This is a genomic window from Aquipuribacter aurantiacus, assembly GCF_051216895.1.
Lineage (GTDB): Bacteria > Actinomycetota > Actinomycetes > Actinomycetales > JBBAYJ01 > Aquipuribacter.
Map to the genome: position 1 here is coordinate 1 of NZ_JBPKAO010000005.1, position 21,239 is coordinate 21,239.

A 21,239-nucleotide genomic window follows, 5' to 3' on the forward strand; every position below is an offset into this window, starting at 1 on the left:
CGATGGTGCAAGAGGTGTGTGCCAGATGATCTTGGTCCTTCGATCCAGGGGGGACGAAGGACCTCGAGGGTGAACGCGGTCGGCCGGCGCGACGTGACGCCGCGCGCTCGGAATGCCCTGAGCAACGACCCGCCACAGTCCAGGGCTCGAAACGTTCACAGTCGCGGAATTCGACGCGTGCGGTCCCGCACCGGCCCGGCTCTGGCTGGGCTCGAACTCTGGCGCCCGTGGATGACCACCGGGCCGCCGGCTCGCCCCTACTCAGGTAAGGGCCGTGCGGCCAGCGTGATCGTGACGCAGATGCCGGGTCGGCTGGTCGTCGAGCGGCGCGACTCGGTACCGGCCACAGCGCGTGGCGAGGGCCCGGTGCGGAGCTAGAGAAGGAGGAGCGCATGAAGCGCCAAGACAACGGTCATGACGGGCCCTCCGTCCGGGTTGGCGCAGTCAAGAGCCAGGCTGTGGCTGGCCTCGGACCGTCGCCCCGTGCGCGACGGGATGGCACGGAGCCAGAGGCGACGGTCGTGCTGGCGCAGGTGCGATGGCTCCTGCAGGACGCCGCGGAGCAAGTTCGCCTGCAGGCGCAAGCAGAAGGTCTCTCGTCGGCCGGGCATCCGCTCGCCCTCGGGGCGGAGCTCGCCGCCTGCGAGGCGGCCAGCCTCCTCCCGGAGCCGCCTGTCGACGACTACGGGCCGGAACACCTCCCCGCCGGAGCCCTCCAGACCCTCTCCGCCGCGGAAGCCCTTTGTCGTTCGCTGCCCATAGACGCGTTCCCCGCCGGCATGTCTGGACTCGTGGTGCGGATCTGCGACCTCCTCGCCGAAGCCACCGTCTTTCTGGGCACCGAACAAGCGGGCTCCGTGAGGGGACAACCGTGACCTCGGCTGGGTGGCCGCGCCCGCCGGATCTCAACGACGACCCACACGTCGCCTGGGCCCATGACCGTCGCAGCGTCGGCGAGCTGCTGCGAGACGCGGACCACCTCGCCCGCGACCTCCTCCTCGACCTCAACGGCGACCAAGCCGCGGCCTTGCTTCGGACCTGGGGCGAGACGGTCCAAGCAGCAGCCGAGCTATGGCGCAGCCTTCCGGCGCCGACCCCCACCGCTCAAGGACGTGCAGACGCGGAGATCCTGACCCGCCTGCAGGCGCACGCCCAACGCATGCACCGCCGCCAACTCACCGTGGGCTGGCCCGGGGACGGGCCCGCCGACGAGCGGCTGCTCCGCATCGCGGAAACCTTCACCCGCGCCGCCGGCCTCGTGGACCGGTTCCACACGCAGCCCCCGAGGCCCGGCNCGTCGGCGAGCTGCTGCGAGACGCGGACCACCTCGCCCGCGACCTCCTCCTCGACCTCAACGGCGACCAAGCCGCGGCCTTGCTTCGGACCTGGGGCGAGACGGTCCAAGCAGCAGCCGAGCTATGGCGCAGCCTTCCGGCGCCGACCCCCACCGCTCAAGGACGTGCAGACGCGGAGATCCTGACCCGCCTGCAGGCGCACGCCCAACGCATGCACCGCCGCCAACTCACCGTGGGCTGGCCCGGGGACGGGCCCGCCGACGAGCGGCTGCTCCGCATCGCGGAAACCTTCACCCGCGCCGCCGGCCTCGTGGACCGGTTCCACACGCAGCCCCCGAGGCCCGGCCTGCTGCCTGCCGTGCGTGCGGACGTGTTGGCGGCGCGGACCAGGGTGATCCACACCCTGCACGTGGCCAGCCACGGCACCGGGCTCGCCGTGCGGCAGCACGTGCAGGACGAGCTACGCCGGACCCACGGCTCCCGCAACCTCAGAGAGACCCGCGCCGTGCCCCGGGGCACCGAAGCCCTCAGGCGGCTCGAGGTCTTCGAACGCCTCGCCGGTGCCTACGTCGGACGCCGCTTCGTCACCGCAGCAGAGGGTGAACACCAACCCCGCATTAACGGCGTCGGACGCCTGCACGCGGCGCTGGTCCGATGGGACATCCACGCCCACCGCGCTATCGCGTACGCACCCGCTCCCGCGAACCTCGCTCTCATCGCCGCGACCCAGGTGTACGTCAGCGCCGCCGCCTTCGCCGTCATCCGAGGCGGCGTAGACGCCGGGGAGCTCGACCCCTCCATCCGGCTCCGTGCTGAACCCGCCCTCGAGGCGACGCAGGCGGCCTGGGCCGACGTGGCCGCACAATGGCGCCGACTCACCGACGCCAGCACCGCCCGCACCGACCCAGACCTCCTCGCCACCGCAGCCGAGGTCCGTGCCGCCCTGCTCGAGATCACCCACCGCACCACGTCCCCGGAAAGCCCGGCCAGGATTGCAGCGCGCGTCGACCTCCCCGAGGCCGCCGACGGCCTGCAGCAGGCCCTCACCGCGGCCGCAGACTTGGCGCACCACCTCCAGGACACAGCGCCTCAGGCCAACGCCTACGTGCCGGCTCGGAACGCTCTCACCGCATACTTCGCCGCCGATGCTCCAGTCCGCGAAGGTGAACCCCGCAAGCGCGACGGACATCTAGGAGCTCTAGCCAGCCCCGTGGATCCAAGAGCGCTTCGCCACAACGACCTCGTCCCTCTCCCGCCCCCCGTGGCATCTCGGATAGGTGCGGCTACCGACGGCACGGTCACCGCAGCCGCAACCGCCATGTCAGCAACATCAGGTCTCGAACTCGGCAGACGAACGAGGTTGGGAGATGACCACGTGAGGCAACCTGCCGGCAGGCGCCTCGTTGACCTTCACGTCCAGACCGTGCTGCCACTCCCCGAACCTGGGTGGGCCAGGTAGCGGGGCAGGAACTCGTGCAACTGTGAGGACGGTCCCTTCGACGCAAAGCCTCCTGTATGCCTGTTGCCACGACCGAGGCATGTGGCTCCCGAGTGAACGTTGCGCCTATCGAACGCGGGGGCTCAATCCCCGTGCGCGGAGGGCGGCCTGCACGGCTGCCGTCGCGTCGTCCAGGTCGGTGTGCTCCCAGATCCGCACCACCTGCCAGCCAGCGGCGGCCAGGTGTGCGTTGGTGTCCAGGTCTCGGGCCACGTTCGCGCCCAGCTTGGTGGCCCACCACGTGCTGTTGGACTGTGGGCTGGTGCCGTGCTCGGGGCACCCGTGCCAGAAGCAACCATCCAGGAACACCGCGACCTTGAAGCGGGTGAACGCGACGTCAATGGATCGCCGGTTCAGGCCCGGCACGGGGTAGGACACGCGAAATCTCAGGCCGGTCCTGTGCAGCGCGCGGCGCAAAGCGACCTCACGAGAGTTGTCGCGTCGGCGCAGCGTCGACATGCGGCGTGAGACCTGCTCGCCGCTAGACCCCGGGTGAACGGGGACGTGGAACGCGGGTGGCATCGGGGTTTCTCGAGCAGCTGCTGCGTCGGACGCCCGCGGTGTCAGCCGGCCGCGGTGAGGCTCGTCCGGCTAAGCAGCGCCCGCCGTACCTCGGTCGTGGGGTCGGCGGGGGCGCTAGTGACGGCGGCGTGGATGGCTCGCCCCCGCTCGGTAGCGAGCAGCAGCTCCGTGTCGCGGCGCACGTGCGCCTTGAGGACGTTCCAGACCACGCCGACGTTGACCCCGTTGCCGAGCTGCTTGTACGTCAGGGCGTCGCGCTGGTCCCCGAAGTCGTACTCGTCGGGCAGGCCCTGCAACCGGGCGGCCTCGCGCGGCGAGAGGCGTCTTCCGCGGGGCCCGAGGATCGGGGTCTGAGTGATCGCGACCAGCGCCGGCAGGTGAGTCATGCGCTTGACGCGCAAGCCTGACGGACGCAGGGAGATGACGCAGTTCCACAACGACGTCTCGTCCTGGGCCTGCCACTCCAGCTTCTGGCGGCTCTCGGGGAAGGTCCGGGTCTTCTTCAGCCAGGTCGCCAGCCAGGGGCCGTCCGCGTCGCGGAGCCGGTCGTACAGCTGCCAGTTCTTCTGCAGGAACACCGCCTTCCACGCCGGCACCTGCACGCCACCCGGGTGCATGAGATCGCGGCGTTGCCGGGCCGACGACACCCAGACGTTGGCCCAGATCGGGAACCCGGGCAGTCGGCGGGCCGGCTCGCCGGCCGCGTCCGCGTCCGCGGCCCGCAGGGCGAGCATGACTTGCACCCACTCCTCCCAGTGCTCGATCCAGGTGACCTCGTCCTGGCTCAGGCCGGTGCCGGGGACGTAATGGGCGTCGTCGAGCGGCAGGTCCTCGGCGAGGTCCCACTCGCGCTGCATCAGGACCTCCGGTAGCAACGACACCGGGGGCACCATCGGGTCGGCGACGTGGCCGTCCGGCACAAGGGTGGCGGTGATGAATACCCGGTCACGGACCTGGGGAGACCCACCGAAGTCGGGGTCGATCTGGTGGGGAGAGAAGATCGCCGGCGTCTCAGACACCTGGTAGCCCTCAGCGCGCAGGCGCTCGATGATGACGGCCCACTCGTGGGTGTGGCGGGGGCCGACGAGGTTGCGGACGTTCTCCAAGACCACGAGGGTCGGGCGTCGCGCCTGGACGACCTCCATGATGTTGAAGAACAGCGTCCCGCGGATCTCGTCCATGCCCTTCTGGGCGCCGCTCTTGGAGAACGGCTGACAGGGAAACCCGCCGGCGAGGACGTCATGGGGACCGACCTCCATCACGGTGTCGGTCGCGTGCGTGGTGACGTCGCCGAGCGGGTCGTGGCCCCAGTTGCGGTGGTAGACCTGAGCCGCGGGGCCGTCTATCTCCACCGCATAGGCGTGCTCGCCACCAAGAGCGTTGAGGGCTGCCGCGAAGCCGCCGATGCCCGCGAACAGGTCGGCGTACCGAAACGGGGACGGCTGGTCCGCAGAAGCTGCTTCGAACACGTGTTGTAGCTTGGCACGGGTTGCCGGGTGGAGCAACATCGCCACGCGCGCAGCAGACGGGTAGGGGTCGCGTACGTCCCCTGGTTGGCCGGCCGGGGACACGTGGCGGCGCCCGCGGCGGCGGGTGGCGGGCGCACGGCTCCCGCCACGAGGTGCCGCGGCAGACGTCCATGCACGAGCGGTCGAACACGCTGTGGACCGGATCGAGGACCCACGCACCCGCCGAGAGGACCAGCGGTCGCGATGCGCGAGACCCCGTAGCAAGGTCAGGGCAACGGCTCCAGAGCGATCCGCTGCAGTCGCACGGCGTCACCGCTACTCTCCACCGGGCCGGGGCCGAGAGGGGGCTGCAGTGGGATCGATGTCAGTCGATCAGATCGGACCGAACGGCGAGTTGATAGAAGACGCCGATACGACCCTCAGCGACGCGCGCAAGAACCAGCTGCTCCTGGACGCGTTGCCAGGATCGGCCGTCACGACCTACGCCGGGGAGCGGGTCGTGAGGTTTGGCGACCAGGTGATCCTGAAGAAGCAAGTGACACACCTCGGGAAACCATGGCCAGGCTTCAAGAAGCGAATCCAGATCCCCACGGGGTGGCTAGAGGTGCAGCGCCAGGCCGCAGTCGCTGGCCTGGTGACACGCTTCGTCGGGATCTACCACTACGGCCAGGTCACGATCTTTGTTGATTTCGCCCCGAGCACGTACGTACGGCGCAAGGCAAACAACTCTGCGGCACACGTCTTAACCAATGACCTCTACCAGGCGCAGACGTCAGGGCAGTTTTCACGTGTTGACCGCAACGGCAACCGCTTGACGAGCGTCAAAGCCGTGGAGTTCGCCCGGTACCTGCGCGAGGGGTATGCGCCCAGGCACCCGCGTATCGGTGTGTTTCAGAAGTTCAACGACGAGTTTCTCAAGATGGGACGGCTGGATGCGCTCGTCACTGTCCAGGAGATGTTTGACGCCAGCTGGCCGGATACGTTTCAGGGCGAGTGGCCAGGGTTTTACCTCGAATACCGCCTTGATCTGTTCATCCGCGCCCACGGCCTCAGCCACCTTGTCGAATATCAGAAGATCAAGGGCAAAGGACAATTCGACTACGACCTCGTCTTCAAGAGCAACGGCGCGCTGGACTATTACGGCGACCTGAAGGCATCGAACGTCAACAAGCACGAATCGCCGGGCAATGACGCCGACGACATCGCACGATGCGTCCGCCAGTTCGGTCGTTTCTGGTACGTGATCTACGAGCACGAGACGACCCATGCTCGTGACAACGCCGACACGGCGACCATCGCGTGGAACGAGTGGAAACGGTCAACTGGCTTCCAGGCTAGGAAAGCCTACGATCCGCTCTCTTACGCCACACGGTTCAAGGAGTCGGTTCGCTTCCTAAAGATGTCCATCTTAGAGATCAACGAGGCCAATTTTCACGTCGTGCTAGGTGACTATGCTCAAGGCAGGCAGCCCGGTGGCGCCGCTCGCGCGCTAAAGGTCATGATCCGGAAGACGAACATCGACAACTTCCTCATCTACTCAGACCCCGCAGGGAGCGCGCCGTAACGTCCGGGCCCCCGTCGACTGCACGGGTCTCGCAGCGTGACCAGCGTGGAGCGAGGGCACGGCCGGTGGAGAGGTCCGACGCCCCGAGATGGGGAAGGCTCCTAGTGGCCATCCGACAATGGCCGTCCTCGCTGGCCGTCCTCGCTGGCCGTCCTCGCCGGCCGTTGTCGTTCAAGTCGCTTCTTCCAAGCCACCTAGACGCCGATGCTCGCCCGGCTGAGTGCCGCTGCGTGGTGAAGGGCGACCGTCGGTACTGTCCGCGAGGCTAACGGACGACCGTACGTCAGGTAAGCACGCGACTCTGGAGGATCAAAATGGTTGCAACCGCAGACGAAGTGATTGAGGCAATTGCGGCCGGTGCCTGGCAGACCGCCGATCTCGTTCGATTGGCTCACGCGGTCGCGAGCAGGGGGATCAACACGACGAGCATCCTCGGTCAGTATGGCGAGGAGCTAGTGGCTCGAGCGTTCGGAGGTCACGTAGAAGGCTTCGACACCAAGGCGTACGACGCGCGAACCCCGTCTGACGGCGACCTGCAAGTCAAGACCTTCTCGCGGGGCAAGCGACCCGGAAATATTCGCTCGTTCACGCACGACGTCATCACGCTCGAAATTGACCCGGCAACTGCGTCGGTGGTCCGAGCTAGGCGGTACGCCGCTGCTGAACTATACGAGTCATTCGGTCGCAAACACCGCGAAAAGTACGAGACCATTGGACATCCTTGGGGTGGCGCTCAGACGGATCGGTTTGAGCGTGGCTGGACGATCGGTCGCGACGTTCCCTTTCTCGATGTGACCGAACTGTTCGTCAGATAGTCGGCAGTTTAGAGGCCCTTGCCATGGCCTATCTCGCTGGCGGGTCGATACAGCGGACTTCGGCTTCGCCGCCGGGTGCGGCTGCCTGAGCGGGCGACAGCGACTCAGCGGCGGGCGGCGACAGAGCGCGTGGCGAAGCAGTCGAGTATCCCATCGTGACGAGCAAGGAAGCGCATAAGCCCGCCCGCTTGCAGGCGTCCGCAGGAGAGCGCCACCCCGACCTTGGCCGGGCAAGGCCAAGAGCGTGCTTCGTCGAGTGTGACCCCTAGGAGTAGGCCCCCGGACGAGTCGACAGCGGTAGGGAAACGACGTGCTGCCGAGCCTCCGCCACCCCCATCTACTGCAGCGATCGGCCCTACCGCTGTCCGGCACGAGCGACCCAGCGGCCCAACCGCCACAGAATGTCAACAGGTTCCAGGGAGCGACGGCGAAGTTGCCCCACCGCTGACCGACGCGCGCGGTTCACACAGGGACGTGGCAGCAGATCTGGTGGTGCTGACGTCGATCAGCCAGGAGCAGGTCCGCGCGAGCTTGGGGCGTTCCCTCCGCTATCGCGGCCCCCGGGTTGGGGGCTGCGTCGGTGCGCACGCATGCTCATGGCCCCAGCCTCGCGTGCAGCAGTTCCCGGTGTCAGGTCCGACTTGGGGGTGACGGAGGAAGACGCACGACGGCTTGTTTGTCAATCTGCCCATGAGGCCACCCGAGGCCCAGGTCGCCGGATAGCGTCTGCTGGAACGTTCCAGGGGTGTTGTGTCGGGGGCCACCGCAAGAGTCCTCTCGCTGTTCCGGTTTGTACGACAGAGAGGTGGAGGCCGTGATGCGCGTGGAGTATCTGCGTTGGAACGCTGCGGTCGCAGACGTCCTGTACCCCGAGCTGACCGAGACGAGCCCCGCGTACCTCGACATCGAAGCCGATGCGCTGGGCAAGATGGCAGCCGACGTCGGTTGTCCCCCCGAGCGCGCCCGGGACGCGCTTGTCGAAGCAGTGCGTGAAGCGGCCCTTCCCGACGGCCGCTGCGATTTCCGCGGCCTCGCACGTGAGCTGGCTCGCTGGCGCCGTGACGACCGCCTCGGCCCCCCACCCGTGCTGGCCTTCCTCGCCGTGACCGTGATGGCCGCTGAAGAGATGGGCCGGAGCGACGGGGACCTCCCTCCCCATGCCTACTACGCCCGGCTTGCACGCATCCTCGGGTTGCCGGACGTGGACGAGCGTCTGAAGGCCCACTACAGGAGCCACGCCGAAGAGTTCTGGTCAGCCGTCAACGGATGGCTTGAGCGGCTGGACGGCCGCCGCGGTCTACCGACCGCCTACGCACTGAGCCACCGCTATGTCAGCCTCCCGATATCGCAGGCCCTGGTGAACCGAGGGGACCGGGCACGACTGCCGTTGGTCTTCGACGACCTGGGTCTCGCTGCCGGGATGCGCTTGTCCACCTCTGACATCGAGCGCCACCTGGAGCAGTACCTCGCCTCTTCGCACCCCATTCTGTCGTCGGCCTTCCGCCGACTCTGGACGAGGGCGGCCAGCAGGGAGCGGCTCGCGTCGCTCGTGTCGGTCGAGCTAGCGCACTGGGACGGCACGCTCCCCGGGACCTCCGAGATCAGGTCCCAGGGCCGTCGCGCCCTCCTCGTGGTGGACGTCCGGCGCACCTTTCGTGGCGCCTCGGTCGACATCGGGATGGCCATGAGGGCTGGCAGCGACTTCGACGGCCAGGCCACGGCGCTGGCGGAGGACGCCTCCTGGGTTCCAGTGACTCTGGTCCCTGCGACGGCCGGGCTCTGGCGGACGATGTCCGGTGCCGGCATCGACGTCTCATCGTTGCTGGACTCAGTCGTCCGCCTCCGGGCTGACGGGGAGGTCGAGTTCACCCACCGCCCACGGAGCATTGTCCCTCTGGTGTACGACGAGCTCCAAGCCTCGTTCGTCGAGCAGGAGCGGGCGCAGCTCGCCGCCGACTCCGTGCTGCTCGTACGGACCGAGGGCGGCAGTCTCGTGCTGGACAGGGTCCGACGCGTGCTCGAGAGCTGTGCACGCCCTGGGTGGGACGTTGTCGAGGGCACGGGCGTCCCGCACGGCTGGGTCCTGGTCGAAGGGGTCCAGCTGTTTGCTTCGCCAGCCGATGCGGCACCGCAAGAGCTGGTCCCGATGTCCAGCACCCAGCTGACGCTCGCGGGCGGCGTCCGGATTCCCTCGCGGGTGCGGAAGTGGGTCGTCTCGGCTCCGCCGGAGGCCAGGGCTGTCGCTGAGGCCGGGGGCGAGGTGCATGTGGTGCTCCGGGAACGGGACTCGCAGGCCGAGCTCCACCGGTGGGCAGGCGACGGCGGGGTCCTGGTCGCTCCCCTCGGCGAGGCCGGGCTTGAGCAAGGCGACTACGACCTCGAGCTCTACACAGCGCTGAAGAGTGCCCCTGTCCAGAGGGTGTCGGTGCGGCTTCGATCGGCTGACGAACCAGACGCAGGTTTCGAGGACGTCGCGGCGCTCGTCTACAGCACCGGTTCGACAGCCGCGGGCGCTCTGTCCGCAACGCCGTTCCACGAGGAGGCGGACACCGTCTACGTCGACGGGTCGGTTGCTGCTGGGGCGATCAACCTAGATCTCGAGCCGCTGGTAGCACCGCGGGGCGCGCCATGGGCGACCCGTGAGAGCGCGGTGCCTGCGCGCCCGGTCGTGCGGCTCGGGTCGGTCGACCCCACGTCGTGCGTCGTCACCGGAGCACACCGGTTCGAGCTCCCTGACTTTCACGGTGGCCGGGCGCAGCGCTACGTGGAGGGCCAGTGCTCCTCCTGCGGGCTCGTGAAGCGGTGGCCCGGATGGCTGCGCTGGGGCCAGACTCAGCAAGCGTCCGCTCGTGTTGCCGAAGGTGTCAGCGTGGCTGACCTGCCACCCGCAAGCATCGACCGGGTCTACGACTGGCCGGCGGCACTCGGGGCACTGGGCCACCTCGGGGGAGGCAGCATCCGGCAGCTCGAGGCGGTCGCCACCCAGCTGGAGGGCACCCCCCTGTTCGTCGGGCAGTTCATCCGCGCCATCGAGGCGCTGGGGCACGTCGACATCCAGCGCGACAGCCGGCTCGTGCCCGTCAGGTGGGCGGTGGCGGGGACCGCGGTGGCCGAGGACTCGACCGGTCGGTGGCACCTCACTGGGTACTGGCCGGACAGCCTCGTCCACGACGTCGGTGTGGCGGCAGCAGCAGCCGGTGGGCTGCTCAGCTTTCTCGAGCGGGGCGAGGACCCTGGCGGGTGGGTGCTGACCGGGCTGCCCGAGGATGCGCTCCAGGGGGTTCTGCCCGAGGACGTGAGTGTTGCCCCCGACGCCGGTTCGGCGGTGGCCAAGACGCTCCCCCCGCTGAGCCAGGTCGCGGCCGCCCTCGAGAGGATCCCTATGCCGGGGTACGACGAGGCGTCCCGCTTCGACGTCCCTGCGGCTTCGTGGGTACTGGTGCACGACACCAGCGGTCCGGGTGCTTACCGGTTGCGGCGCGGCTACGAGACGGTCGACCTATTCCGCGACGAGGCGGATGTGCGGGCAGGGACCGCGTGCAGGGTGGACGTCTACCTGGCCAAGCACCTCGCCGCCAACCTGGAGGGGACCGTCCTGTTCGCGCACCTGCGTGCGTCGGAGCAGCTCGTCCTCCCGCGTGGTTGCCAGCTCCCCGGGCTCTACGGCCGATCGGTCGCACTTGCTTCCGGCGCCCTGGGTGTCGAGTCCCGCCTGAGCAGCGGCACCCGCCGCCACTGCCACCGGTACGCCGACGTGCCCGCTGGGCTCGCCGACCACCTTGCGACCGTCATGAGCAACTAGGAGACCCATGGACCAGCCACTGACACCGATGGGCCTCGCGGAGGACCTGCGGGACGCCTACCTGCGGTACTTCGACACGGCGTTCTGGCTCGCAGACGAGTCGTTGATGCGCGAGCGCCGTGATCTGCTGGAGGCGCCCGGGGCGCTGGTGGGCGAGACGATGATCGAGCCGGTGGTGCCCTACCCCGGGACAGAGGACTTTTCACAGGTCTTGGACCGGATCGGTGCAAGCCGGCGGGCCGGTGAAGCCGTCGCCAAGGCGTTGTTCCCGTGGGAGAAGCGGCTCGAGAACCTCAAGCTCCGCTATCACCAGGCGGTCGCGCTGCAAGGCAACCTGAAGGGCGGTGCCGCCGAAGGTCGCAACGTCGTGATCACCTCTGGAACGGGCTCCGGAAAGACGGAGTCGTTCCTGCTCCCGATCTTGTTGCGACTCGCCGAAGAGGCGACCACGTGGTCTTCCCAGCCGTCCCAGGACGAGTGGTGGGCATCCGCGGATCCGCAGTGGCGGCCGGCCCGTCACGGGGAGACGAGGCCGCCGGCGATGAGAGCCATGGTCCTGTACCCGACGAACGCCTTGGTCGAGGACCAGATGACCCGCCTGCGGCGAGCGGTGGGGGTGCTCCGCACAGAGCTCGGGCAACCGCTGTGGTTCGGCCGGTACACGAGCGGAACGATGGGCACGGGGGCGACCCCGTCACGGGCAGCGGCCCGGGAGGTCGGGGCTGACATCCGAGCCCTCGCCGCCGAACGCGAGAGCCTTGAGGCAGCACGCGCGGAGAGCATCGACCTGAGCCAGTTCGTCGACCCTCGCGGCGGTGAGGTGCTGACCCGGTGGGACATGATCGCCCACACGCCGGACGTGCTCGTAACCAACTACTCGATGCTCAACACCATCATGATGCGCGGGTTCGAGGCGCCCATGTTCGAGCAGACCCGCAGGTATTTGGCAGACGACCCAGCTCGGACGTTCACCCTCGTCGTGGACGAGCTCCACCTTTACCGCGGCACGCAGGGCAGCGAGGTCGCGATGATCGTCCGCTCGTTGCTGCGCCGGTTGGGCCTTGCTCCCGACTCACCCCAGATCCGGGTCATGGCTACCTCTGCGTCGCTCGAGGCCGACACGAAGGGCCTGGCCTACCTCGAGCAGTTCTTCGGCTTGCCGCGGGAGTCGTTCCTCGTCGAACCTGGCCGGCCACGGCCACTGCCCGAGCGGCCGTCCCTGGACCGGGCCGCGGTCCGAACCGGGACTGCTTCCCCCGCGACCGTGTCCGCCGCCATAGCCGCAGCCTGCTCTGACACCGGTCGCCTCCGTGCCACTAGCCCCGCTGTGCTGGCCGCCCGGCTCTTTGGTGATGACGATGACGCCGCCGACCTGTTCTCTCAGGCCGTGCGGATCCTGGCGGCCGCTGGCAGCGGAGACACGGCTGAGCTGGTCCCCCTACGAGGGCACGTCTTCGTCAGGAGTCCGCGAGGGCTGTGGGCCTGCTCGAACCCTGACTGTTCGGGGGCACCTGCCGACAGGTCCGCCGGCGTGGGGCGATTGTACTCCGCACCCACCTCCTCGTGCTCGGACTGCGGCTCGCGCGTGCTGGAGCTGCTCTACTGCTATGAGTGCGGTGACGCCAGCCTTGGCGGCTTTGTGCTGGGCCGGGAAGGCGACGACCTCCTCATCGGGCCGGGGCCGGTGGACGAGAAGCACGCGGGGAAGCTGGTCTTCCAACGGTCCAGCTCGGAGTACGTTTGGTATCGGCCCGGGCTGCTCCCCACGGGCGAGAGCTGGACGAGGGAGGGCGTGACCCTCGCCTTCGCACCCGTGACCATTGACCCGGTCCTTGGCCTGGTCCGGCGGGGCGGGGCCTCGGCAACCGGTCTGGCAGTGGTGCACTCCGGTGCCCACGAAGGCGACCGCATCCCGTCGCTGCCGACCCGCTGCCCCGCCTGCCGGTTCGACTCTCCGGCACAGAGCCGCAACGGCGCCAAGTTCCGCGAAGGGCAGGTGCGCTCGCCGATCCGGGCTCACACCTCAGGCCTGGGAGCGACGACACAGCTGTTCCTCTCCCAATTGGTCAGGTCGTTGGCCGCCGGCAAGGAGGGACGGTCTGCGGTCGAGGACAGCCGCACGATCGTCTTCACCGACAGCCGAGACGACGCCGCGCGCACCGCCGCGGGCGTGGCGCTGAACCACCACCGGGACGTCGTCCGGCAGCTGCTCAGGCGCTCGGTGTTGGACCAGGGCGACCCGCTGGAGGGGCTCGACACGATGGACGTGACCGAGGCCGTGTCCAAGGGGCTGGTGGAGGCGTTCTTCGCGCGGCAGAAGCAGCGCGGCGGGCTCGCGTTGGACGCCTCGGACGAGGCGGCTCTCAGTTCTGCCAGGGAGCTGCTGGGCCTAGACCCGGCCGTGCCCTTGTCGGGCGTCATCGACCGGGTGGCCGAGGAGCTGGTCTCGCTCGGGATGAACCCGGCCGGTCCGAACCCGTACGACCAGTACCTCGAGGCAGAGAGGGCCACACCTTGGTACCGAGCTTTCGCTCCACCGCGGCCAGGGCTGTGGGCAACACCCCCCATCCACACGGGGCGGGAGCGACTGCTTAGCAGCCTCCGCCAGGCAGTGACAGACGCCGTCTTCGACCGAGCGCGGCGTGACCTCGAATCGGTCGGTATCGCCTACGCGGTGGCGAAGGGGTGGCAGCCTGTCGAGGGGCCGATGTCACCGGAAGAGCAGGAGCAACTCCTCGCCAGCATCCTCCGGCTGCTGGGACTCCGGGGCCGCTGGGAGGGTTCACGCCGCGGCGGGGTGGAGCCGGAGGCTGCGGTACCCGCGTTCGTGCGTCGCTACGTCGAACGGTCCGTCGGCACCGGCGAGGGGGTGCTGCAGCAGCTGGAACGCCTCATGTCCGGGACGGAGGTGAACCGCGCGGTCTCGGGCTGGCTGCTGCGGCCGGCCGCGCTCGACACCACCCTCGCCCTGCAGCCCGCGGGCGGGCGCCGCTGGCGCTGCAGGAACTGCCGGTTCGTGCACCTCCAGCCCAGCCTCGGGACATGCGTGAACCCGCAGTGCCACCGCAGCGACTTGGAGGCGCTGGACGGTGCGCCTGAGGTCGACTACTACGCGTGGCTCGCGGGCGAGGAGCCCCGCCGCCTCGCGATCGCAGAGCTCACGGGACAGACGAAACCGCTCGCGCTGCAGCGAGACCGCCAAAGATGGTTCAAGGGAGCACTGACCTTGTCCGAGAACGAGCTCACCCACGAGCTCGACGTCCTGTCGGTGACGACGACCATGGAGGTGGGTGTCGACATCGGCACGCTGCGCGCCACCATGATGGCGAACATGCCGCCGCAGCGGTTCAACTACCAGCAACGAGTGGGTCGGGCCGGCCGCGCGGGGCAAGCGCTGAGTTTTGCCGTCACGATCTGCCGGGACCGGACGCACGACGAGTACTACTTCAGCAGGACCAGCCGCATCACAGGCGACGTTCCCCCTCAACCGTTCCTCGACCTTGCCCGGCGCCGGATCGTCCAGCGAGTCGTTGCCGCGCTGTGCCTCCGCGCCGCGTTCATCTCCCTGCCCACGGGCGACCGGCCCCGGTGGACCGGGGCGAGCAATCACGGCACCTTCGGGCAGCTGGCTGACTGGCAGACCGTCGCTCCGGCCGTCGCGGCTTGGCTGGCACACGACGCCGAGGTCGAGGACATCGTGGTCAGGCTCAGCCACGGGACCGAGCTCACGGAAGCGGACACCCGTGGCATCACGAGCTGGGTCCGTGAAGAGCTGGCGGACCGGGTCACCGAGGTAGTCACTTCGGAGCAAGGAACGGTGGACACCGAACTGAGCGCAGCACTCGCCCGCAACGGCATCCTGCCGATGTTCGGCTTCCCCACGCGCGTGCGTCAGCTTTGGGACAAGCCGATCCGATCCAAGCAGTGGCTCGAAGAGAGGGTGGTCGCCGACCGGCCCCTCCACATGGCCGTGTCCTCGTTCGCACCGGGCGCACAAGTTGTCAAGGATGGTCTGGTGCACGTCGTCGACGGGTTCGTCGCCTATCGGCCCAGAGGCAAGTCCGTCGAGGCGGTCAACCCTCTCGGACCCGGTCATGCTCTCTCGCGCTGTCCGTCGTGCGGGCGGAGCGAGCTGCGCCAGACCACATCGTGCCCGGAGTGCCACGCCGAGATGGACTCGCTGGTCCTCTACGAGCCGCGCGGGTTCAAGACCGACTACAAGGCGCGCCCGTTCGACGACGTGGTGGACCTGTCGTCGTCAGCCGGGATGCCGGTGCTGAGCCCACCGACCCAACCCCATGAGACCGTGCAGTTGCCCCACGCGGACCTCGCCGTGTTCGAGCAGAGCCAGCTCGTGACGATCAACGACGGCAACGGCCGCGGCTTCGAGATGGTGCCATCGCAGGAGGGCGGGATGGACGCCCGGCCCGGGCGCCCGGGTGCGGCTGAGGTGAGCGTGATCGGAGAGGTCCGCGTCACCGACGCGCTGGTGGTCACCCCAGCACGACTCGACCTCCCCACAGGCGCTATCGCGCTGTACGACAGTTCGCAGCCGGCTGGCCGAGCCTGCTACACCTCGTTGGCTGAGGTCCTTCGCCGCGGAGCGCAGTCGCTTCTTGACCTGGACCCGTCTGAGCTCACCGTCGGCTTGTTGCCCAGGCGCGTCCCGGTCATCGGTGCTGCGGAGCCAGACGTGCAGGCCCAGGTCGCGGCCGCGGTCTTCCTGGCTGACACGGCGGAGAACGGCGCCGGTTACGCGGTGGAGCTCGGCGACGAAGCAACGTTCCGGAAGCTCATCGAGACCACCTTCGACGATCTCACCGACCGCTGGGAGGGTGATGGTGGGCACTCTGCGAGGTGCGAGGTGTCCTGCCCGGACTGCCTGCGTTCCTACGACAACAGTCGGCAGCACCCGAGCCTGGACTGGCGTCTGGCCCTCGACATGCTGGAGGTGCTCGGTGGACGCCCGCTCTCCCTTGCCCGTTCGTTGCGCACCGGGGAGCGCGGGGTGGTCGCGGCAGCCAAGGAGCTTGACTGCACGTTCGACGAGATACACGGGGTGTGGATGCTCGCGCGCGGACAGAGCGCTGTCCTGCTGTCCCACCCGCTGTGGCGTACCGACGAGCGCTACCTCGACGAGGTGCAAGCCGATGCGCACGTGGTCGCCGAGTCGCGGTACGGCCGGGTGAGCTGGGTGGATGCCCGGTCGTTCCGTCTCAATCCGCTCGTGGCTTGGCCATTCCTGACATGAGCATCGCGGTTCTCGAGCCTGCGGCTCGACCTCTCAACAACGTGTCACCGTCGATGGCGAGCGAGGTCGAGGCCTGTCCCCGCAAGGTCGGGTACGGCCAGGACCCCGTTTTCCAGGGCCTGCGGAAAGGGACGCCGTCGTCAGCGTTGGGGCAGGTGGTGCATGCCGTCCTCACCACGCAACCGGGCGACACCTTCGAGGAGTCATGGCGGACGGCTGAAGCGACGGCATTCGATCGCTTGCGGCGGGCCTGGTCGCCCGCCACCCCTCCCGCCCCATATCGGTGGCCGGGCTGGGCGCTCGCCAGGGCCAGGGCGAGAGCGCGTTGGGTGCCGATCACGGCGCGGCGCGGGGGTGGTGGGGCCCGTGACGCGAAGGTGGGCGTTCCACCCCTGCCCTGGGTAGAGCGACGCCTCGAGCACCCCGACCTGCCGCTCTTCGGCCAGCCGGATGTCGTGGAGCAGATAGACGGCGAACTGCTGGTCCGTGACTTCAAGACCGGCAAGGTGGATGCAGGACCCGGAGGCAGCAGCTGGCGGCAGTTGCTCCTCTACTGCGCACTCGTCGAGGTTGTTCTAGGTCGACTGCCCGACGTGATGGTCATCGACACGCTGAACGTTCGGCATCGCGCCGATGTCCACAGGCCGGCTGTTGACGACGCGGTTGCGGCCGCGCTGTCTCTACGGGCCGCGTACAACGCGTCCGCTGCAGACGGTCTGGTCGCGGGGGCCCCGGGCCCCGAAACCTGTCGCTTCTGCCCTTTCCGCCTCGTGTGTGAACCGTTTCTGTCCACGGTCGGGGCCGACTGGGGCGTCGGGTTGCCGCTCGTGGGGACAGTCGACGCCGTCGATGAAGCGGTGACTCTTCGGCTGGAATGGCCTAGTTGGTCTCGAGAGCAGTTCGTGACGCTCATAGGCTTTCCCTTCCCCGACGGTGTCGCGCGCGGGCAGAGATGGGGGGTGCTGGGAGCGGCGCCCCGGGGCTCCACCGCAGTGGCGGGCTGGAGCAGCGTCGTCTACCGGTGGTCATGAGCCCGTAGCGATGACCAGCCCCAGGGCGTGACCCGGCCCAAGTCGCGGTGACCACCGAGGTGCGATGGGTCGGCCCGGAGCGGCAGGCGCACAGACGATTGGCGGATTGTTTCGGAAGACCGCTGGACGGCTGGGACTCCGACGGGCACCAGAGGGCAACGGTCCGACAGCAAGTGGTCAAGATCAGCGTCTCCTGGCCTCGACGTGCCCCACGGTCACCTAGGATCAGAAAATCGTGATGCAGACAAAGATGAACGGTCGCATATCAGGCGGGAGCCAGGATGAGTCACCTTGTTGCCTACTACGACGAGAAGCCCGTCGAACTCAAGGGTCAGGTCGAACTGCAGCAGATGCCGATCGTCTCCGCTTCGGCCTTGCGATCGGCCGAAGGCGCCATTCGGGCATCCCTCGTCTACGTTCGTGTTCCCAACGAGACCGGGCCCTTCCTTGTTCCGTTCGGTGAGTTTGACGATTGGTCGCTGCGCGATCGCTACAACGAGGCGATCCGAATCATGAACACGCTCGGGGCGTCTTCCATCATCTGCGAGACCTTCCGCGAGGTGGTCGCCCGCCGCGGGTTCCGCGCACGAGTGTTCACGCGTGGCGGCGTTGAGTTGGTCCAGCAGCGGATCGGTAACACGGGTTTCGACTTCCGGCACAACGGTGCAGGAAGCACGCCACGCGATCCGCGGCCACTCCGTTGGCCGAACGAACCGGGCTTCGCTGCCGCAGTCAGCAGCGTGTTGGAGAACGGGGCAAGCGAGGTCAGCCTAAACATCAAGAACAACCGGGTCTACTCCCTCGAAGGCGAGCTGGGGGTGAAGCTGAAGAAGATCGGGTTCGACCTTGGCGCCGGGACTCAGCACTCTGGCGCCACCAGCCTTCACATCCGCGCTGAGTTCCCTGTCGCCCGGCGAATCTGGAGATAGTTGCGCCACGAGATGCGCTTTGGCGACGGCTCATAGTGTTTACCAGAAGAGAACTCGTACTTGTCCCTACCCTCAAGACGTGCGCCCATGTGGCGTGCACCCCTGATTGGCGGCACACGTCCGCCGCGACAACAATTAAAGAGTAGCCTCTGGCGGCTCCTACTAGTTTGATGGTGAAGCTGACAGGCATGGAGCCGCGGAGGCGGGCGTCGCGTCGGCGCCCGGGTAGAGTTCGAGTCACCCAGGGATGGCGGTTACGGTGCCGCCAATCTCAGAATAGGGCGAAGTGGCCGACGCTACCTCTGTTGCCCCTGACATCATGACGTCTTCCTATCGCGGAGAACTCAGCCTTGTCCTGGCAGACGAGCATCCGCGCCGAACTGAGCGGCGCTCGATCGCGGGGGCGCCGGATCGGCAGGCGGGTTGAAACGGTGAGACTGGACAGCCCGATAATGTGCACTTCGAGGGTGACCGACGTTCTTCCGCGTTTCGCAGTTGCGGCCCCCCAAGGGTCCATATTTGGTCCCCCGCCCTGCGCGAGATTGGCCCTAACGAGCCTTCATCTTGAGTTGATCAAACTTGCGGTGCACCCTTTCAGCTAGGGGCGACACTGCCTTCAATTCAGCTTGTTCACTCAACTTGATGTTGTCGAAGGTTTGTAGGCCGTTGTGCACGCTGAACCCGGCCCATCCCTCGAACGAGAACTCACGCTGATGCTGAAACGCGCCGGGTACCAAAGCAAGGTCGACCTCTAGCGCCCACCCCTGACTTTGAGGCCATTCCTTGATTGTTTGCAGCACCGCGCCAGCTGCAAAACCTTTGTCCCTGACGCGCGCCTCGCTCGTGGCGATGTGCACGCGTCGAACACCCGCCTCCGCAAGGCGGTGTATGAACCATGCGGGCCCACCCTCGGTCAGGCGAGGGTTTCGGCGTTTGGCTAGTATGTCGTCGAACAGCACGTGTCCGAGTTCGCGTTCGACGACGTAGACTTCGCGGCACCGCTTAGCGAACGGCTTGAAGTGGCGTTCCCAGACCCAGTCGCGATCAACCCCCATCTCCAGGGAACTGTCCCAGCGCTTGGCTAACGTCTCCACCGCAAGGCTGTCTGCAGCGGAGTTGAAGGCTGCGAGCTCTGGATTTTCTGACCCTCCCTCTCTCTGAAAAGCCGCCACCTTGGACTCGGTTAGCAGCACCAGGTGAGCCCTTCCTTTCCAGCGAGTGAGATCGCCGAGTGAGACCACTGAGTCAAGGCCAGGGACCCCCGCTGGAAGCTCTTCTGAGCGCGAGCGGGCGGATAGAAGCAACTCAACAACCCTGTTCAAGGAATCGTTTCCGTGGGTCTTGAGCGCCGCCAGAAGCCTTGCGCGTCCCCCGTTCTCGTGAATCAGCACGCTACGGTTGGCAAGCTCAGCCAAGAATGCGCGCCCGATGGAGCGGGCCGTTGGGCTCTGTTCCAGGCCAGCCGGATCGATTCCGACGCGTAGGAGCACGCTAGTCAACCCCCAATTCGGGGTTCGAGTAGAGCGACGAGATCGTCCATGCGGTTATCAAAGAACCCGCCCGGCCACTGGTAATCGAGCTGCCCGTCGTCGTCCACGCCAACTTTATCTAGGGTGGAAGCGAAGTGACTTCTCCGAACGTGCGTCACAGATAGATCAGAGGGGTCGAGGCGTTGCTCGGCAATGCGGCGCTGCAAACGGAGGAGAACGGGCTCACTATGCGTCTCGACAACAAGTACGTTCCCGTACTCTTGAGCGCTCTCAATGAACAGGTCGGCCAGAATGGATTGAAGGCGCGGGTGAACGTGAGCCTCTGGTTCTTCGATCAGTATCGTCCGTTCCCGACTGGCAATTAATTGCACGACAAGCGGAAGCAGCTGACTCACACCGAAGCCGACATCTGGCAACTCGACCCGTTCACCACCACCACTGTGCCGTAGTGCGAGTCCAAAGGCAGCGTCATCGCCGTCGCCGCCGTAGTGGTCTACCTCCAACTCATACGGGATGTCGAACTTTGAGAGCCACAGATCAACGTCTTCCCGGAGCGCTTCGCTTTCATAGAGCCGAGCGACGTAAGGTGCTTCTCTGCGGGCCTGCCCAAGCGTCAAATCGCGGTCTGGAACGCGACGAAAAGGACCAATGTGAGTCAAGCCAGCAAACAGTTCACCCGCCTTGCCTACGACATCACTAATTTCCGAGAGGATTCGCTTGTCCTCTTGGTCCATTGCGCGTCGTTGGGCATCCCGCAAATTGGGGAATCCGGCTTCGTTGCTTTCGACCACGGTTTGCCAAAGTGGAACCGCCGAGTTTTTGTTGTCTGCACCTGTTCGCCTGGCGATGGACCAAGTGGAAGGGCGGCCAGTGGGATTAGTATAGTTGGGGAAAAGAGCAATCGAACTCTCACCGGTCGCGCAGGTTATCAATTGGATAGGCTGCGCCGGCCCGAAGGCCCACCGTTCGTCCTTTGAGGCCATGAGCGATACCCGCCATGCGCCCCAATGTGCCGTCAGGGTCAGTGTCCGATCAAGCTCGTGTCTATGGACTACCCGCTGATGGAATGCAAAAGAGGAACCCCCGCCGATTTCGTAAGCAAACTCAGAAGTTCCCCAGGACTGCTGCATAAGCAGCAGTGCTTGAATAAGGCTGGATTTGCCCGAGGAATTTTCTCCGAATAGCAACGTTATAGGTGCTACGTCGAGTGCTGCAGCATCGAAGATCTTCCAGTTCTCTACGCCTAGACCCGAAACTCGATGTTCAACACGCGGTAGTTCTCGCGGTGCCGATGCGGCCAAGGACCAGCGTGGAGGAACTGATCCGTCGGACGAAAAGTCAGAAAAACTATACAGAATGGAATTGACCTGGCTCCTGTCGACCTCCAGGCCGCGTCGGCGGAGCAAGCCCGCCAGCGAGCGGGCCGGGATGCTTGACCCCTCGCTCAGCAGGGTCAACAACTCTTGACGCAACTCATGCCCCTTCATCGGCACAACACTACGACCGAAGGCGCACTCTGCGGCGGATGTCTTCGATCAGTGATCACCAGTGGCACCACGTTTCCCTTGTAGTA

Annotated in this window: 12 protein-coding genes; 8 read left to right on the forward strand and 4 right to left on the reverse strand. The window is 67.0% G+C overall.

Going from position 1 to position 21,239, the window contains the following annotated elements:
• The first annotated feature begins 521 nt into the window (after positions 1–521).
• Both ACR80Q_RS08285 and ACR80Q_RS08290 read left to right on the forward strand, forming a co-directional pair.
• Entirely contained in the window at positions 522–875 is a 354-nt protein-coding gene (locus ACR80Q_RS08285) for a hypothetical protein (RefSeq protein ID WP_435377125.1), read from the forward strand.
• Between the two features lie 811 nt (positions 876–1,686).
• Complete coding sequence (locus ACR80Q_RS08290) at positions 1,687–2,754, forward strand: hypothetical protein (protein WP_435377126.1); 1,068 nt, start codon at positions 1,687–1,689, stop codon at positions 2,752–2,754.
• Positions 2,755–2,859: 105 nt separating this feature from the next.
• On the opposite strand, the gene ACR80Q_RS08295 is transcribed toward ACR80Q_RS08290, so the two are convergent.
• Entirely contained in the window at positions 2,860–3,315 is a 456-nt protein-coding gene (locus ACR80Q_RS08295; RefSeq protein WP_435377127.1) for a very short patch repair endonuclease, read from the reverse strand.
• Between the two features lie 41 nt (positions 3,316–3,356).
• Positions 3,357–4,784, reverse strand: a complete 1,428-nt coding sequence (dcm, locus tag ACR80Q_RS08300) for a DNA (cytosine-5-)-methyltransferase (RefSeq protein WP_435377128.1) — start codon at positions 4,782–4,784, stop codon at positions 3,357–3,359.
• 361 nt (positions 4,785–5,145) lie between these two features.
• On the opposite strand from dcm, the gene ACR80Q_RS08305 reads away from it, so the two are divergent.
• The 6 genes from ACR80Q_RS08305 (at position 5,146) to ACR80Q_RS08330 (ending at position 18,176) form a co-directional block, all read left to right on the forward strand.
• A complete protein-coding gene (locus ACR80Q_RS08305; protein WP_435377129.1) occupies positions 5,146–6,348 on the forward strand; it encodes a hypothetical protein in 1,203 nt (400 codons plus the stop codon).
• A 314-nt stretch (positions 6,349–6,662) separates the two neighbouring features.
• Positions 6,663–7,163: a hypothetical protein gene (locus ACR80Q_RS08310; RefSeq protein WP_435377130.1), complete on the forward strand. Its 501-nt coding sequence runs from the start codon at positions 6,663–6,665 to the stop codon at positions 7,161–7,163.
• Positions 7,164–7,977: 814 nt separating this feature from the next.
• Positions 7,978–10,965 carry a hypothetical protein gene (locus tag ACR80Q_RS08315; protein ID WP_435377131.1) on the forward strand — a complete coding sequence of 996 codons (2,988 nt, stop codon included), beginning with the start codon at positions 7,978–7,980 and terminating at the stop codon, positions 10,963–10,965.
• Positions 10,966–10,972: 7 nt separating this feature from the next.
• Entirely contained in the window at positions 10,973–16,216 is a 5,244-nt protein-coding gene (locus ACR80Q_RS08320; RefSeq protein ID WP_435377132.1) for a DEAD/DEAH box helicase, read from the forward strand.
• Positions 16,198–17,247: a PD-(D/E)XK nuclease family protein gene (locus ACR80Q_RS08325; protein WP_435377133.1), complete on the forward strand. Its 1,050-nt coding sequence runs from the start codon at positions 16,198–16,200 to the stop codon at positions 17,245–17,247. Before ACR80Q_RS08320 ends, ACR80Q_RS08325 begins: the two co-directional genes overlap by 19 nt.
• Before the next feature lie 281 nt (positions 17,248–17,528).
• Positions 17,529–18,176, forward strand: coding sequence for a hypothetical protein (locus tag ACR80Q_RS08330; protein ID WP_435377134.1), 648 nt, complete (start codon positions 17,529–17,531; stop codon positions 18,174–18,176).
• 548 nt (positions 18,177–18,724) lie between these two features.
• Here ACR80Q_RS08330 and ACR80Q_RS08335 read toward each other — a convergent pair.
• Both ACR80Q_RS08335 and ACR80Q_RS08340 read right to left on the reverse strand, forming a co-directional pair.
• On the reverse strand, positions 18,725–19,666 hold the full coding sequence (locus tag ACR80Q_RS08335; protein WP_435377135.1) for a hypothetical protein: 942 nt from the start codon (positions 19,664–19,666) through the stop codon (positions 18,725–18,727).
• 5 nt (positions 19,667–19,671) lie between these two features.
• Complete coding sequence (locus tag ACR80Q_RS08340) at positions 19,672–21,153, reverse strand: AAA family ATPase (protein WP_435377136.1); 1,482 nt, start codon at positions 21,151–21,153, stop codon at positions 19,672–19,674.
• Positions 21,154–21,239: the final 86 nt, after the last annotated feature.

Coding starts and splice junctions, on each gene's coding strand:
- ACR80Q_RS08295 (WP_435377127.1), bottom strand. CDS start 3,315: ATGCCACCCGCGTTCCACGTCCCCGTTCACCCGGGGTCTAGCGGCGAG.
- ACR80Q_RS08305 (WP_435377129.1), top strand. CDS start 5,146: ATGTCAGTCGATCAGATCGGACCGAACGGCGAGTTGATAGAAGACGCC.
- ACR80Q_RS08310 (WP_435377130.1), top strand. CDS start 6,663: ATGGTTGCAACCGCAGACGAAGTGATTGAGGCAATTGCGGCCGGTGCC.
- ACR80Q_RS08320 (WP_435377132.1), top strand. CDS start 10,973: ATGGACCAGCCACTGACACCGATGGGCCTCGCGGAGGACCTGCGGGAC.
- ACR80Q_RS08330 (WP_435377134.1), top strand. CDS start 17,529: ATGAGTCACCTTGTTGCCTACTACGACGAGAAGCCCGTCGAACTCAAG.
- ACR80Q_RS08340 (WP_435377136.1), bottom strand. CDS start 21,153: ATGAAGGGGCATGAGTTGCGTCAAGAGTTGTTGACCCTGCTGAGCGAG.